Origin of the sequence: Xylophilus sp. (genome assembly GCA_009914555.1) — a bacterium.
GTDB lineage: Bacteria > Pseudomonadota > Gammaproteobacteria > Burkholderiales > Burkholderiaceae_C > WNDY01.
The window spans coordinates 16417-30958 of sequence record WNDY01000036.1; the positions used below are offsets into that span (position 1 = coordinate 16417).

At 70.4% G+C, this 14542-nt stretch carries 11 protein-coding genes and 1 pseudogene; 2 read left to right on the forward strand and 10 right to left on the reverse strand.

Features of this window, described 5'->3' with window-relative positions; all coding sequences use genetic code 11:
• Position 1: 1 nt before the first annotated feature.
• The 9 genes and pseudogenes from tssI to GAK38_RS15590 all read right to left on the reverse strand — a co-directional run bounded on the left by tssI (position 2) and on the right by GAK38_RS15590 (position 11714).
• Positions 2 to 1951, reverse strand: a complete 1950-nt coding sequence (tssI, locus tag GAK38_RS15550) for a type VI secretion system tip protein TssI/VgrG (protein ID WP_325345661.1) — start codon at positions 1949 to 1951, stop codon at positions 2 to 4.
• Between the two features lie 10 nt (positions 1952 to 1961).
• Positions 1962 to 4682, reverse strand: a complete 2721-nt coding sequence (tssH, locus tag GAK38_RS15555) for a type VI secretion system ATPase TssH (protein WP_325345663.1) — start codon at positions 4680 to 4682, stop codon at positions 1962 to 1964.
• A 24-nt stretch (positions 4683 to 4706) separates the two neighbouring features.
• Positions 4707 to 5768 (reverse strand): type VI secretion system baseplate subunit TssG, encoded by a 1062-nt coding sequence (gene tssG / locus GAK38_RS15560; RefSeq protein WP_325345664.1) that lies wholly within the window; start codon positions 5766 to 5768, stop codon positions 4707 to 4709.
• The gene (gene tssF, locus GAK38_RS15565) at positions 5765 to 7519 is read right to left on the reverse strand and encodes a type VI secretion system baseplate subunit TssF (protein WP_325345702.1); all 1755 of its coding nucleotides are present in this window, start codon (positions 7517 to 7519) and stop codon (positions 5765 to 5767) included. The genes tssG and tssF overlap by 4 nt, the downstream gene beginning before the upstream one ends.
• Positions 7520 to 7530: 11 nt before the next feature.
• Entirely contained in the window at positions 7531 to 7983 is a 453-nt protein-coding gene (gene tssE / locus GAK38_RS15570; protein ID WP_325345704.1) for a type VI secretion system baseplate subunit TssE, read from the reverse strand.
• Positions 7984 to 8008: 25 nt separating this feature from the next.
• Positions 8009 to 8491 carry an Hcp family type VI secretion system effector gene (locus GAK38_RS15575; protein WP_325345666.1) on the reverse strand — a complete coding sequence of 161 codons (483 nt, stop codon included), beginning with the start codon at positions 8489 to 8491 and terminating at the stop codon, positions 8009 to 8011.
• 50 nt (positions 8492 to 8541) lie between these two features.
• Positions 8542 to 10044, reverse strand: coding sequence for a type VI secretion system contractile sheath large subunit (gene tssC / locus GAK38_RS15580; protein ID WP_325345668.1), 1503 nt, complete (start codon positions 10042 to 10044; stop codon positions 8542 to 8544).
• 78 nt (positions 10045 to 10122) lie between these two features.
• Positions 10123 to 10675, reverse strand: a pseudogene (gene tssB, locus GAK38_RS15585) (type VI secretion system contractile sheath small subunit).
• A gap of 235 nt (positions 10676 to 10910) precedes the next feature.
• Complete coding sequence (locus tag GAK38_RS15590; RefSeq protein WP_325345706.1) at positions 10911 to 11714, reverse strand: exodeoxyribonuclease III; 804 nt, start codon at positions 11712 to 11714, stop codon at positions 10911 to 10913.
• Between the two features lie 10 nt (positions 11715 to 11724).
• On the opposite strand from GAK38_RS15590, the gene pyrE reads away from it, so the two are divergent.
• The gene (gene pyrE, locus GAK38_RS15595) at positions 11725 to 12435 is read left to right on the forward strand and encodes an orotate phosphoribosyltransferase (RefSeq protein ID WP_325345670.1); all 711 of its coding nucleotides are present in this window, start codon (positions 11725 to 11727) and stop codon (positions 12433 to 12435) included.
• 6 nt (positions 12436 to 12441) lie between these two features.
• On the forward strand, positions 12442 to 13125 hold the full coding sequence (locus GAK38_RS15600) for a DUF4124 domain-containing protein (protein WP_325345672.1): 684 nt from the start codon (positions 12442 to 12444) through the stop codon (positions 13123 to 13125).
• Here the strand turns inward: GAK38_RS15600 and gatB are convergent.
• Positions 13094 to 14542 (reverse strand): Asp-tRNA(Asn)/Glu-tRNA(Gln) amidotransferase subunit GatB, encoded by a 1449-nt coding sequence (gatB, locus tag GAK38_RS15605; protein ID WP_325345674.1) that lies wholly within the window; start codon positions 14540 to 14542, stop codon positions 13094 to 13096. The two genes, GAK38_RS15600 and gatB, sit on opposite strands and share 32 nt — an antisense overlap.

The window sequence follows — 14542 nt, forward strand, 5'->3', positions numbered from 1 at the left end:
GCTAGTTGATCTTCACCAGCCCGCCCTTGAGGGCGAGCATGCCGCCGCCGTCGACGGTCTGCATCGCCTGGGCCTTGCTGTCGATGGTGGGCGCCTCGCTGGCGAGCGACACGCCGGCCTTGTGGGTCAGCTTCACGCCGGCGTCGTTGACGAGGTTGGTGCCGGCCTTGGCGGTCAGGGCGGTGCCGGCCTTCACGTCCACCGACTGGGCCGACTGGATCGTGACGGTGCCGGTCACGTCGATCAGCAGGTTGCCCTGGACCTTGAGCGTGTAGTGGCCCGCCACGTCCCGGGTGAAGTCGGCCTTGTCGGTGTGGGTCTCGTTGCCGGTGACGGTGACCTCGCGCGTGCCCTGGACGGTGTGGACTTCCTTGCCGGTCTCCACGGCCACGGTGCGGTCGCCCTTGGCGACGGTGTGGGTCTCGTTGCCGGCGAGGACCTTGGTGGCCAGGTCGTTCTCGACTTCCACGCGCATGTCCTTCTGCGCGTGCAGGTACAGCTCCTCGCTGTCCTTCTTGTCCTCGAAGCGCAGCTCGTTGCCGGCCGTGCCCTGCTTGGTGGAACGCGACAGCAGCGTGCTCTGCGTGCTGCCGCCCGGCAGCGCGACGGGCGGGGTCTGCTCGGCGTTGTAGACGCTGCCGGAGACCAGCGGCCGCTCCGGGTCGCCGTCGACGTAGCTGACCACCACCTCCTGGCCGATGCGCGGGATGTAGAGCGCGCCCCAGCCCTGGCCGGCCCAGATCTGCGAGACGCGGACCCAGCAGGAGCTCTGCGCGTCCTTCTTGCCCAGCCGGTCCCACGGGAACTGCACCTTGATGCGGCCGTGCTCGTCGGTCCAGATCTCCTCGCCCGCGGGGCCGACCACGGTGGCCACGTGGCTGCCAAGCGCCACCGGGTGCGGCGTGCGGCGCGGCGCGCGGAACGGCGTGGCCGGCGGCACGGTCTCGAAGTGGTTGGCGTAGTCCTCGCGGTCGGCCTGGTGGGACACGCGGCGCACCACGTGCCGCGCGTTGAGCGCGGCGCGCGGATGGCCGGCCAGCGTGAAGCGGCCGCCGGCCGTCAGGAAGTGGCTGTGGCTGCTGCCGCGGCCCAGCACGGCCTCGGCATGGTGGGCCTCGTTGTGGATGCGCGCGCGCGCCGCGCCGTCGGACACGGTGAGGTAACGCCCCGGGTATTCGTAGTCGGTGCCGCGGCCGTCCTGGCCGTCGTTGGCGGCGAGCAGCGCGGTGCCCGGCGTGAGGTAGTTGTAGTCGTCCACCTGGTGCGATCGGGGCACCAGGCGCGACTCCAGCGCGAAGTGGGTGACCTCCTCGGTGCGCCGGCGTTCGGTGACCTCGGAGGAGATGTTGAGCGTGGGCGTGCCGGCCAGGTCGGCCCAGGCCGAGGTGTCGTCGGCCAGCACCAGGGTGTGGGTGGCGCCGAAGAAGGTGAAGAAGTAGAAGATGCCCTCCTGCTCCATCAGCCGCGAGATGAAGTCGAAGGCCGTCTCGTCGTAGCGCACGCAGTATTCGCGCGCGGCGTAGCTGCCGGTGAGCTGGTCGGCGAAGGCCACGCCGAAGTCGCCGAGCACGGCCTTGACGATGTCGGGCCCGGTCTGGTTCTGGTAGATCACGCGGTCGCGGCCCAGCGCGGCCAGCCACAGGCGCGGCACGAGGTCGGCCGTGTAGAGCGCGAAGTCGCCCTGCGTGCCCAGGTAGGTGAAGCGCGAGACGATGCCGTTGATCGTGCGGGCCGCGGCCCCGGGCCGCTGCAGCGTGACCGTGGCCGCAGTGCCGATGAGGTCGGCCGCGTCCAGCGCGGACGAGGACGCGCGCAGCGTGAGCGTGAAGGCGAACAGCTCCGACAGCCCCTCGCTGCCCCGCAGGGCGTCGAGCAGCAGCACGTCGTCTCCGAGCGCCGTGCGCACGGAGAGGAACGAGCCCGCCTGGGTATAGCCTTCGCGCAATGCCATGGTGTCGTCGTCAGAGGCCCGCGGACTCGAAGCGGTAGGTGAAGCCGCCGCCGGCGCCCAGGTTCATGTGCACCGCGTCGAACGGCCGGGCCTCGGAGATGCGCTCCAGCACCTGGCGCGACAGCTCCGGCAGCACCGCATGGGCCAGGATGTGGTCGATGTTGCGGGCGCCGCTGTCCACCTCGGTACAGCGCGCGGTGATCGCGTCGGTCACAGCCGCGTCCCAGGTGAACACGGCCTTGTGGTTCAGCTCGAAGCGGCGCGTGAGCTTGCCGAGCTTGAGGTCCACGATCGCGCGGATCTGCTCGTCGCCCAGGTGGTAGTAGGGCACCAGCGCCAGCCGGCCCAGGAAGGCGGGGCTGAACTGCTTCAACAGCTCGGGCCGCAGCTTCTCGACGAGTTCTTCCGGGTCGGGACGGCGCCCGCCCTGCGATGCCTGGGTGATCACGTCCTGCGCGGCGTTGGACGTGAGCAGGATCAGCGTGTTCTTGAAGTCGATCTGCACGCCCTCGCCGTCCTCCATCTGGCCCTTGTCGAAGACCTGGAAGAAGACTGCGAGCACGTCCGGATGCGCCTTCTCCATCTCGTCCAACAGCACCACGCTGTAGGGCTTGCGGCGCACCGCCTCGGTCAGCACGCCGCCGCGACCGTAGCCGACGTAGCCCGGCGGCGCGCCCTTGAGGCTGAAGACGGTGTGCGCCTCCTGGAACTCGCTCATGTTCACGGTGATGACGTTGCGCTCGCCGCCGTAGAGCAGGTCGGCCAGCGCATAGGCGGTCTCGGTCTTGCCGACGCCGCTCGGGCCCACGAGCATGAACACGCCCACGGGCTTGCCGGGGTCGTCGAGGTCGGCGCGGAAGGTGCGCACGCGCCGCGCGATCGCGTCGAGCGCCTGGTCCTGGCCGACCACGCGCTCGGCGAGCTTGTCCTTCAGGTGCAGCACCGTGTGCAGCTCGTCGGCCAGCATGCGGCCCACGGGGATGCCGGTCCAGCCCGAGATCACCTCGGCCACCACGGCGGCGTTCACGTGCACCGGCACCAGCGGCTCGTCGTTCTGCAGCGCCTCCAGCCCCTTCTCCAGCCGGCGCAGCGTGGCGGTCAGCAGGGCCGGGTCGTTCTCCTCGTCGGCCGGTGGCGCGTCGTCCTTGAGGTTGTCCGCGATGCGCCGGCGCAGCGCGACGATCTCGGCCACGGCCTGCTTTTCCTCGTCGAGCTTGTCGGCCAGGCGCCGGTGCCTCGCGCGCAGGTCGTCCGGGCGGGTGTTGAGCGCGGCGATGGCTTCCACATGCTCGGCGCCGGTGGCGGCCTCGTGGCGCAGCACGCGCAGCTCGTTCTCGCCGGCGGAGATGTCGCGCGCCACCGCTTCGAGCTCGGCCGGCACGCCGTTCTGGCCGATGGCCACGCGGGCGCAGGCGGTGTCGAGCACGCTGATCGCCTTGTCGGGCAGCTGGCGGCCCGAGATGTAGCGGTGCGACAGCTTGACCGCCTCGCGCACCGCGTCGTCGGCGATCTCCACGCCATGGTGCTGCTGCAGCGTGGCGACCATGCCGCGCAGCATGTCGATGGCGACCACCTCGACCGGCTCCTCGACCTTCACGACCTGGAAGCGGCGTGCGAGCGCCGGGTCGCGCTCCACATACTTCTTGTATTCGGCCCAGGTGGTGGCGGCGATGGTGCGTAGCTCGCCGCGCGCGAGCGCCGGCTTGAGCAGGTTGGCCGCGTCGCCCTGGCCCTCGCTGCCGCCGGCGCCGATCAGCTGGTGGGCCTCGTCGATGCACAGGATGACCGGCGTGGGCGAGGCCTTGACCTCGCTGATGACCGACTTGAGCCGGTTCTCGAACTCGCCCTTCACGCCGGCGCCGGCCTGCAGCAGCGCGAGGTCGAGCGAGCGCACCGACACCTGGCGCAGCGCGGGCGGCACGTCGCCCTGCACCACGCGCTGCGCGAAGCCCTCGACCACGGCCGTCTTGCCCACGCCGGCCTCGCCGGTCAGGATCGGGTTGTTCTGGCGGCGGCGCAGCAGAATGTCGACGATCTGGCGGATCTCGGCGTCGCGGCCGCGGATCGGGTCGATCGCGCCGTCGCGCGCCTGCTGGGTCAGGTCGACCGTGTACTGGTCGAGCGACGGCGTGGCCGAGCTGCCGCGGCGGCCGCCCGGCATCTGCGGCAGCGCCCCGCCGGTTGCCTCAATGGCGGGGGGTATGCCCTCGGTCCGGCCGGCCTGCGCGCGTTTCGGGGTTGTAGCGTCGGGAGTATCTTCGGACGACGAGGTCAGCAGGTGCGGCAGCTCGTCGCGCAGCGTGGCCCGCGGGATCTGCAGCAGTGCGGGCACCGTGTCCACCAGCCGGCCGCGCAGGCGGTCCACCTCCAGCAGCGCCAGCACCAGCGTGCCCGAGCGGATGAGCTGCTGCCCCAGGATCATCGAGGCCAGCAGCCAGGCCTCCTGGAACAGCGGCGCGAGGTCGGGCGAGAGCGAGGGCGTGCGGCCGTTGCCGCGCTTGAAGGTGTCCAGCGTCTTCTGCAGCTGGTTCTGCACGGTGTCGGGCCGGATCGAGAAGCGGGCGAAGATCAGCCGCAGGTCGGGCGCGTCGTTGTCCAGCAGGCGCAGCAGCAGGTGCTCGATGTCCACGTTGTAGTGGGTCTGCTGCACGCACAGCTCGGCGGCCTGCTCCATGGCGCGCTTGGTTTCGGGATTGAGCCGGCCGAGCAGGGTGCGGATGTCGATGTCCATGGCGTTGGTCGATGCGATGCGTTGTCAGGCGGCGGCGGGGCTGCGGGCCAGCGTGGTGCGGACGGCGGGCAGGCTGCCGCGGTGGGCGGGGCCGGCGAGCCAGGAGGTCCAGCCCAGCCGCGCCGGCTGCGCCCGGCCCAGGAGGATGCCGCGCGGCTCGCCGGCGCCGAGCGTGAGTTCGAGCTGCACGTCGAGGTCCTGCGGCAGGTAGCGGCGCACCAGCCAGCCGGCCAGCGCGTGGTCCGTGCCGCCGGGCAGCAGCGCGTCGAGGCGCGGGCGGTCCAGGCCGTCGAAGCCCAGGCGGATGCCGGCGCCCTGGTCCCACACGCGGCGCCCGAGCACCGCGCCGCGGCCCAGGCGCGGGCCGCCGGCGCGGGCGCCGAGCGCCGGCGTGTCGGCCGCGTCGAGTTCGCGCCACCCGCCGGCGAACTGCCGGCCGCGCACGGTGGTGCCGAGCCGCTCGCGCAGCAGCACCAGCAGCCCCGCCATGGAGCGCGGCGTGCCGCCGAGCAGCCCGGCATGGCGCAGCCAGAGCGCGGAGCCGTCGGGCGCGCGCTCGCCGGCCCGCAGGCCCAGGGCGCTGCTGGCGTCGATGGTGGCCGCCAGCGCCGACTGCGCGGGCGCGCCGGCGTGGAGCGCGGGCTGGTGCTTGGCGCGGCCGCGGTAGAGGAAGGCCAGCAGCCGGTGGTTGAAGATGTCGACGAAATCGGCCGTCGCATGGTCGCGCCGGGCCTGGCGCTCCAGCACCAGCTCGGTGAAGGCCACGGGCAGCGGCCCGTTCGCGCCGGCCAGGCCGAGCACCGGCGTGGTCAGCGTGAACGGCTCGCCGGTGGCGGCCGGGCCGTCGACCGCCCTCACGTCGCTGGGCTCGAAACCGAGCGAGGGATGCGAGCGCAGGCGCACCGCCTCGCGCTCCAGCGGGCCGCGCGCCCGGCCCACGGGCACGGCGGCGCCGGCCGCGGCGCGCTCCAGCAGGCTGACCGCCTGGAACAGGTCGAAGCCCTGCGGCTGGGCCAGCAGGCGCTCGACGGCCGGCAGCCAGGCCGGCGCTCCGGTGCTTTCGCCGTCCTTGGGCAATGCAGTCATAGGACGATCTGCCTGCCGGTCATCGGCGGCCACTGCCGCCGGACCTCGCCGCCCTGGCGCGCCGCGAGCCGCACGAACGAGTTGACCGAGGTGTAGAGCGCGAAGAAGCGCGCCAGCACCGCCGCGAGCATCAGCGGCGAGCTGCCGGTGAAGGCGTCCTCGTCGAAGTCGAGCGTGACCTGGGTGCCGCGGCAGTAGCCGCGCCAGGCTTCGGTGCCGACGTGGGCGGTGACGCCGCGGGCCGACAGGCCGGCGATGCCGCGGATCTGCGCATGGTCGCGCCGGCTGTCGGAGGCGAACAGCAGCAGCATCTCGCGCAGCTGCTCGCGGCCGGTGGAGCCGTCGACCAGCGACTGGTGGTTGAGCGTGAGCAGCGACACCAGCCGCCAGAGCGACTCGCTGCCCAGCGGCGGATCGTGCTGCGGCGTGGGCTCGTAGAGGCAGCGGACCTGCGTCGGCTGCGACGGCCCCTCGGCGATCAGGCGCGCCCCCGGCGGCACCTGCTCGGCCAGGCGCCGGTTGGTGCACAGCAGGTGGGCATAGACGATCGGCTGAGTCGGCCGGCTCCAGGCGTGCTGCTGGTCGACGAACGAGAGGAAGACGTCGGTGCCCGGAATGTTCTCGCGCAGGCTCTGCTCGCGCCGCGCGCTCCAGAACACGGCGTCGGCTGCAGCGTCGATGTGGCCGAGCGCGGCGAACGAGGGTACGTCCACCGGCCGCTCGGCATCGGGGTCGGAGGCGGCCACGCCGGCGATGGAATGCACCTCGGTGAAGGCATCGCGCTGCCGGTCGGGCATCAGCAGGTATTCGTAGTGGCGATGGTCCACCGCCACCGGCTCGCTCACGCGGGGGAACAGGTTGACGATGGGCACGCAGCCGAGCTGGAAGTGGGACGTGTCCACATGGCGCAGCACGCGCGCCGGGCGGTCGAGCCGCAGGCGCAGCCCGGCGGTCGTGCCGCGGCCCAGCCGGCCGCGCAGGCCGCGGACCTCGAAGAAGTGGAACTTGCGCGGAAAGGCGAAGTACTCCTGCAGCAGGCCGTAGGCCGGCTGGCCGTGGGGCGGCAGCGGCAGCACGTTCTCGTCGTCGGCGAAGCCGCATTCGCGCCAGGCGTGCGGCGGCAGGCACTGCGCCACAGCGCCTTCGGGCGCCACCTCGACCGACTGCACGCCGCCGGCCAGCGCATCGTACAGCGGCATGGTGGTCATCCAGTCGCCCTGGAGGTGGATGCGCAGTCGGTCGATCTCCAGCTCGGAGAAGTCGGTGCCGGCGTCGCCGGCCAGCGTGAGGTGCAGCACCGCGTCGCTGTCGACCGCCGCGCCGGTGATGCGCAGCGGCCACAGCACGTTGTCCCAGGCGGTGCGGAAGCGGCACTGCTCGCCGCCGGTGGTGCGCGCGTGCAGCAGCGTGTGGCGCGCCACGCGCAGGCCGGCGGTCACCTTGCCCTGGGCCGGGTCGAGGCTGAACTGCGCCACCGACATCGACGGCAGCGGCTGCACCAGCGACGGGCAGAGGTTGTCGAGCAGCGCGTGGGCGATCTGCGGGAATTCCTGGTCCAGGTCGCGGTGCACGCGGGCGGTCAGGAAGGCGACCGACTCGATCAGCCGCTCGGTGTGCGGGTCCAGCGATTCGGCGCCGTGCAGCGCCAGGCGCGCGGCGACCTTGGGATAGCGGCGTGCGAAATCCGCGCCCTGCCCCCGGAGGTAGGAGAGTTCGCGCTTGTAGTACTGCAGAAGGTCGCTGTGCTGGATATCGGACACGGTCAGTCGACTCGCATCAGGCTGTCGGGCAGGCCGAGGAGCATTTCGAAATTCACGCGGCGCAGCTCGGTGCCGATGCGGACCCGGGCGTCGATGCGCACCGAGGCCGTCTCGGCCTGCCGGGGTGTCGCAACGACCTCGACGGCGAGGTCGCTCAGACGGGGTTCGTAGCGCTCGATCGCCAGCTTCAGCCCGTGGGCCAGCTGGCGCAGTGCGTAGGCGTTCTGCGTTCCGAAGGAATACAGATCCGGGATGCCGTACTCCAGCACAGTCGCCGGTCCCTGCGCATAGTCCGCGGGGGCCAGCGGCGAGCGGGTGTTGAACAGGCGCCGGAGATCCCGGCCCGATGGACTCCTCGATGGACTCCATCGTCGCGAGCCCGGAGTCCCCGGACTGCGGCGGATCCGACGCCAGGCGGTCGAACAGGGGCGCCACCGCCCCGCGGATGAGTTCAGACACGCTCGGCGCCGGCGGTCATGGTCAGGCCGCCGATTCGTTGGTCGAGATGTTCCAGCCGAACGGAGCCACGCCTTCCTTGCTGCCTTCTTCCTTCTGCTTGGTGTAGTCGACCTTGATGACGGCGTAGTTCAGCGCGATCGTCTCCGACGGCAGGTCGCCGCCGCTGGAGATCGACACGGTGCTGAGGATGACGTCGGTCAGTGTCACGATGAGCAGCGGCAGCTTCTCGCCCTTGTCTTCGCGCACGAACGTGACGATGGTGTCGCCGGCCAGCACTTCGCCGGCGGCGAGGTGCTGGAGCAGCTGGGGCGTGGCCGAGTCGCTGTTGCGGGTCAGGGTGACTTCGGAAAAACTGGCCGTGCCGACGGTGCGCTCGGAATTGGTCGTGCCCGGCGTGACGTGGAGCCCGGCGCCGAACTGGAACGAATAGACCTCGAGCTGGTCCTCGAAGCCTTTGACCTGGGTCTGGCCCTTGATGTTCGGGAGCTTGACGTAAATAGGCATGATGTACTGCTTTGCGGTCTGTGAAGGGGTTGTTGGGGAGGCGCGGGCGGTCAGGCGGCCGCGGCGGGCAGGTCGGCCACCAGGCGGATCGAGGCGGAGAGCTCTTCGAGCTGGAAGTGCGGCTTGAGGAAGGCCACGGCGCGGTAGGCGCCCGGGCGCCCCGGCACCTCGGTCACGTCGACGCGGGCCTGGCTCAGCGGAAAGCGGGCCTTCTGGGCCGGCGGTGCCGAGGGGCTCACGAGCACGTAGCTGGCCACCCAGTTGTTCAGGTACTTCTGCAGGTCGGCCTGGGTCTGGAAGCTGCCGATCTTGTCGCGCACGATGACCTTGAGGTAGTGGGCGAAGCGCGAAGCGGCCAGCACGTAGGGCAGGCGGGCCGAGACCGCGGCGTTGGCGTTGGCCGCGTCCTTGTCGTAGACCTTGGGCTTGTTGAGCGTCTGGCCGCCGAAGAACGTGGCCGAGTTGGAGCCCTTGGAGTTGACGAGGGCGATGAAGCCGAGGTCGCTCAGTTCCTTCTCGCGGCGGTCGGTGATGGTCACTTCCGTCGGCGTCTTCAGGGCGATGTCGCCTTCGTCCGTCTTGTAGGTGTGGGCCACCAGGCCGTCGACCTTGCCGCCGCCCTCGACGCCGCGGATCGCGGTCGACCAGCCGTACTTGGCGTGGGCGTCGGTGATGCGCAGGCCCAGCTGGTACGCCGCGTTGGCCCAGAGGTACTTGTGGTGGTCGGTGCCGTCCACGTCCTCCTCGTAGGCGAAGCTCTCGACCGGCACGGTCTTGACGCCGTAGGGCAGGCGGGCGGCGTAGCTCGGCAGCACCAGCGAGACGTAGCGCGAGTCTTCCGATTCACGGAAACCGCGCCAGGCGGCCAGCTCGGCGCTCTCGAAGATCTTCGACAGGTCGCGCGGGATGCCGAGTTCGGTGAACGACTTGAAGTCGAACAGGGCCGGCGCGGCGGCGGCAATAAACGGCGCGTGCGCGGCCGCGGCCACGCGCGAGATGCGCTCCAGCAGGGCGACGTCCTGCGGGTGGCGGCCGAACTGGTAGTCGCCGATCAGCAGCGAGTAGGGGTGGCCGCCGAAGGTGCCGTATTCCTCTTCGTAGATCTTCTTGAAGAGCACGCTGGTGTCGTGGTCGACGGCGGTCTCCAGATCCTTGAGCAGGTCCTTCTTGGTCACGTTGAGCAGGCGCAGCTTCAGGCCCGGGCCGGTCTCGGTGCCCTTGACGAAGTCGCGCAGGCCGCGCCAGGAGGCTTCGAGCTGCTGGAAGGCGGGGTCGTGCAGGATCGCGTTGAGCTGGTCGGTCAGCAGCCGGTCGATCTCGGCGACGCGCTCGTTGATCAGCGTGACCACGCCCTTGCCGGGGGCAGTCTTGATGTCCTCGTCGAGGATCTGCGAGGCCAGCTGGCCGATGAGCTTTTTCGCGTAGGGGCGCTGCGAAGGCTCGGAGACCAGGTTGCCTTCCTCAAGGATGCGGTCGAGCAGACCGGATTCGCTGGTCGTGACCGTGGTTGCTGCTGCTGCGCTGCTGCCAGCGGCCTGGGATGATTTGGCCATCTCTTTCACCATGTACGGGTATGCCGGGGCGTCGTCAACGAAGGCCGCCGGCGGATTGATCGGACAAGAAGGGCCGCGTCAGGCGGCCGGAGCTTCGGTTTCGGTGGACTCGGCAGCGGCCGGTGCGGCGGCGGGCTGGTCGGCTTCGGCCTGGCTGCGCACGGCCTTGAGGTCCTCGGTGTTCTGCACGACGCTTTCGAGCAGGTCGTCGAGCTCGTCGTTGCCGTCGAGCTTGGCCAGCAGGTCGCGCAGCTGCTGGCGGGCTTCGAGCAGCTTGGCCAGGCGGGGCACCTGGGCCACGATGGCTTCAGGGTGGAAGTCGTCGAACTTGCCGAAGTTCAGTTCGATCCGGAGGTTGCCTTCGCCCTTGAGCGTGTCGGGCACCGACAGGTCCAGGCGCGGGGCGATGTTGCCCAGGACCTCGTCGAAATTGTTGCGGTCGATCTCGACGAAGCGGCGCTCCTTGAGCTTGGGCAGCGGCGTGGCCGGCTGGCCCGACAGGTCGGCGAGCACGCCGACGACCAGCGGCAGTTCCTGCTTCTCGACCGCGTCGCCGATCTCGACGTCGTAGGTGATCTGGACGCGGGGGGGGACGGTTGCGTCCCACCCAGTGTTGCAGGCTATTCGACATAAGGGGACCTCAGGAAAAGGTTGCGTTGACAGGGACTCTGCGCAGGCGCCGGTCGGATCGTCCCGCGGCGGCGCGTGCCATGCGGTTTCCATGCCGGACGTGCGGATGGCTCCGCCTGTCCGCTACCGGAACGGCGGCAGTATGCAGACAAACCATGTCGCCGCAACACTTTTTGACACCGCATACCCTCAATGCGGTATAGGGCGCCGCAGCGCCGCCTGCGGCGGCCCCCAGGTCAGAGGCGGAAGTCGTAGTCGACTGTGATGGGCGCGTGATCGGAAAATTTTTCCGTCTTATAGATGTGCTCGCTGCGGGCGAGGGCGGCGGTGGCGGGGGTCGCCAGGTGGTAGTCGAGCCGCCATCCGACGTTGTTGGCATAGGCCTGGCCGCGGTTGCTCCACCAGGTGTAGGCGGCGTCGGTTGCGGTGGGCTGCAGCTGGCGGTAGACGTCGATCAGGCCGCCGCCTTCGTCAGTGAGATGTAACAGTCTTGTCATCCATGCGCGCTCTTCGGGCAGGAAGCCGCTGTTCTTCTGGTTGCTGCGCCAGTTCCTGAGGTCGATCTGCTGGTGGGCGATGTTGATGTCGCCGCAGAGGATGAACTCGCGCGCCGCCTTCAGCCGCATGAGGTGCGGGTGGAAGCCGGCGAGGAAGCGGTACTTGGCCTGCTGCCGCTCCTCGCCCGAAGAGCCGCTCGGGAAGTAGCAGCTGATGATCGACAGCCTGCGCGCCGGCGTGTCGAATCGCAGCTCGACGTAGCGGCCCTCGGCGTCGAATTCCTCGTCGCCCCAGCCCGCGATCACGTCGCTCGGTTCGTGGCGCGAATAGACGCCCACGCCCGAGTAGCCCTTCTTCTGCGCGAAGTGGAAATGCCCCTGCAGCCCGGCCAGCCGCTCGAAGCGGCCCTCCAGGTCGGCGGCCTGGGCCTTGATCTCCTGCACGCAAATACAATCCGGGCGCGTGGCCGCGATCCAGGCTTCCACGCCCTTGACGGCGGCCGAGCGGATGCCGTTGAGGTTGAGGCTGGTCAGTTTGAACAGGGAGTTTTTCATGGTGACAGAGGTGGCGCAGCACACGGCCCAGGGGCCGCTGGCGCAGGAGTTCGTGCAGTTCGCCGTGGAGGTCGGAGCGCTGCGCTTCGGCGAGTTCAGGACCAAGGCCGGCCGCCTGAGCCCGTACTTCTTCAACGCCGGACTGTTCGACGACGGCGAGCGCCTGGGCCGGCTCGCGCAATTCTATGCACGCCGCATCCTCGACAGCGGCATCGCGTTCGACATGCTCTTCGGCCCTGCCTACAAGGGCATTCCGCTGGGCGCGGCCGTCGCGGTCGAACTGGCCCGCCAGGGCCGCAACGTGCCCTTCGCCTACAACCGCAAGGAAGCCAAGGACCACGGCGAAGGCGGCAGCCTGGTGGGCGCGCCGCTCCAGGGCCGGGTGCTGATCATCGACGACGTGATCTCCGCCGGCACCGCCGTGCGCGAGTCGATCGCCCTGATCCGGGCCGCGGGCGCCGTGCCCCACGGCGTGGCGCTGGCGCTCGACCGCCAGGAGAAGGCGACCGAGAACGGCGCCGACGTGGATTACAGTGCGGTGCAGTACGTGCGCAGCCGGCTGGGCCTGCAGGTCGTGACGATCGCGCGGCTGGCCGACCTGCTGCACTATCTCGGCCAGGACGGCGCTGCGCGGGAGCACCGGCAGCGCGTGCAAGCCTATCGCGACCGCTACGGCGTCGAAGAAGACGGCCCATCGTCTGCGAGGTGAGATGAGATGAATCGGCGGTCCCGCACGCTGGCGGGTGGCGTCTTCCTGGCGATGGGCGTGGCCGTGCCGCAGGCGCAGGCGCAGGGCGGCATCTATGCCTGTGTCGACGGCCAGGGCCGCCGCCTCACGGCCGACCGTCCGATCCCCGAATGCAGCGACCGCGAGCAGCGCGAGCTCAACCGCTCGGGCACCGTGCGGCGCAGCGTGGGCCCGGCGCTCAGCGAACAGGAGCAGGCGGCCATCGAGGCCCGCCGCCGGCAGGAGGCCGAGGAGCGCAGCCGCCAGCTGGAGGACCGCCGGCGCGAACGGGCCTTGGTCCTGCGCTATCCGAACGTGGCCGCCCACGATGCCGAGCGGGCCGAGGCGCTGCGCCAGGTGGACGACGTGATCGCCGCGGCCGACCAGCGGGTGGCCGAGCTGCGCGCGCAGCGCAAGGCGCTCGACACCGAAATGGAGTTCTACCGCAAGGACCCGTCGAAGGCGCCGCTGTCGCTGCAGCGCCGCTTCGCCGACAACGATGCCGACGTGCTGGCGCAGAGCCGCTTCATCGAGCGCCAGCAGCAGGAGCGCGGCCGCATCCAGGCGCGCTTCGACGCCGAGCTGGCGCGCCTGCGCCAGCTCTGGGCGGCGCAGGCCCAGGCCGGTCCGCCGGCCGCCCTCAGGCCAGCTTCTTCTTCAGCAGGGCGTTGACCTCGGCCGGATTGGCCTTGCCCTTGCTCGCCTTCATCGCCTGGCCGACCAGCGCGTTGAACGCCTTTTCCTTGCCGGCCTTGTACTGGGCCACGTTGTCGGCGTTGGCCGCGATCACCGCGTCGATGATCTTCTCCAGCGCGCCGCTGTCGTTCATCTGCTTCAGGCCCTTGGCCTCGATGATGGCGTCCACGTCGGTGCCGTCGCCGGTCCAGAGGGCGTCGAACACCTGCCGGGCGGCGTTGTTCGAGATCGTGCCGTCGCCGATGCGGGCGATCACGCGGGCGAGCTGGCCGGCCGCGACCGGTGCGCGCTCGAGGCCGATCTCGCTCGCATTGAGCCGGCGCGACACCTCGCCGAGGATCCAGTTGGCCGCGAGCTTGGGCGCGCCGCTGGCCTGGGCCGTCGCCTCGAAGTAGTCGACCACCGCGCGGCTCTGCGCCAGCGTGGTGGCGTCGTACTCGGGCAGGCCATACTGTTCGGCGAAGCGGGCGACCAGGGCGCGCGGCAGTTCGGGCAGTTCGCCGCGCACGCGCTCGATCCAGTCGGCGGCGATCACCAGCGGCGGCAGGTCCGGGTCGGGGAAGTAGCGGTAGTCGGCCGCGTCCTCCTTGGTGCGCATCGCGCGGGTCTCGCCGGTGTCCGGATCGAACAGCACCGTGGCCTGCTGGATCGCGTGGCCGTCCTCGATCTGCTCGATCTGCCAGCGGACCTCGAAGTCGATCGCCTGCTGCATGAACTTGAAGCTATTGAGGTTTTTGATCTCGCGGCGCGTGCCCAGCGGTTGCCCCGGCCGGCGGATCGACACGTTGGCGTCGCAGCGGAAGCTGCCTTCCTGCATGTTGCCGTCGCAGATGCCGATCCAGGTGACGATGCGGTGCAGCTCCTTGGCATAGGCCACGGCCTCGGCGCTGGAACGGATGTCGGGCTCGGTCACGATTTCCAGCAGCGGCGTGCCGGCGCGATTGAGGTCGATGCCCGACTGGCCGACGAAGTCCTCGTGCAGCGACTTGCCGGCGTCTTCCTCCAGGTGGGCGCGCACCAGGCGCACCGTCTTCTTCTGGTCGCCGAGGAAGAAGCCGATCTCGCCGCCGACCACGACCGGGATCTCGAACTGGCTGATCTGGTAGCCCTTGGGCAGGTCCGGGTAGAAGTAGTTCTTGCGGGCGAAGATGCTGACCGGCGGCACCGTGGCGCCGATGGCCAGGCCGAAGCGGATCGCGCGTTCGACCGCGCCGCGGTTCATCACCGGCAGCGTGCCGGGCAGCGCCAGGTCCACCGCGCTGGCCTGGGTGTTGGGCTCGGCGCCGAAGGCGGTCGGCGCGCGGCTGAAGATCTTGCTCTCGGTGGAGAGCTGGGCATGGGTCTCGAAGCCGATCACGACTTCGTAGCCCTGGACGAGGGGAGGTGTACTCAT

Coding starts and splice junctions, on each gene's coding strand:
- tssG (WP_325345664.1), bottom strand. CDS start 5,768: ATGACTGCATTGCCCAAGGACGGCGAAAGCACCGGAGCGCCGGCCTGG.
- tssC (WP_325345668.1), bottom strand. CDS start 10,044: ATGGCCAAATCATCCCAGGCCGCTGGCAGCAGCGCAGCAGCAGCAACC.
- gatB (WP_325345674.1), bottom strand. CDS start 14,542: ATGAGTACACCTCCCCTCGTCCAGGGCTACGAAGTCGTGATCGGCTTC.
- tssH (WP_325345663.1), bottom strand. CDS start 4,682: ATGGACATCGACATCCGCACCCTGCTCGGCCGGCTCAATCCCGAAACC.
- GAK38_RS15575 (WP_325345666.1), bottom strand. CDS start 8,491: ATGCCTATTTACGTCAAGCTCCCGAACATCAAGGGCCAGACCCAGGTC.
- tssI (WP_325345661.1), bottom strand. CDS start 1,951: ATGGCATTGCGCGAAGGCTATACCCAGGCGGGCTCGTTCCTCTCCGTG.
- pyrE (WP_325345670.1), top strand. CDS start 11,725: ATGGTGACAGAGGTGGCGCAGCACACGGCCCAGGGGCCGCTGGCGCAG.
- GAK38_RS15600 (WP_325345672.1), top strand. CDS start 12,442: ATGAATCGGCGGTCCCGCACGCTGGCGGGTGGCGTCTTCCTGGCGATG.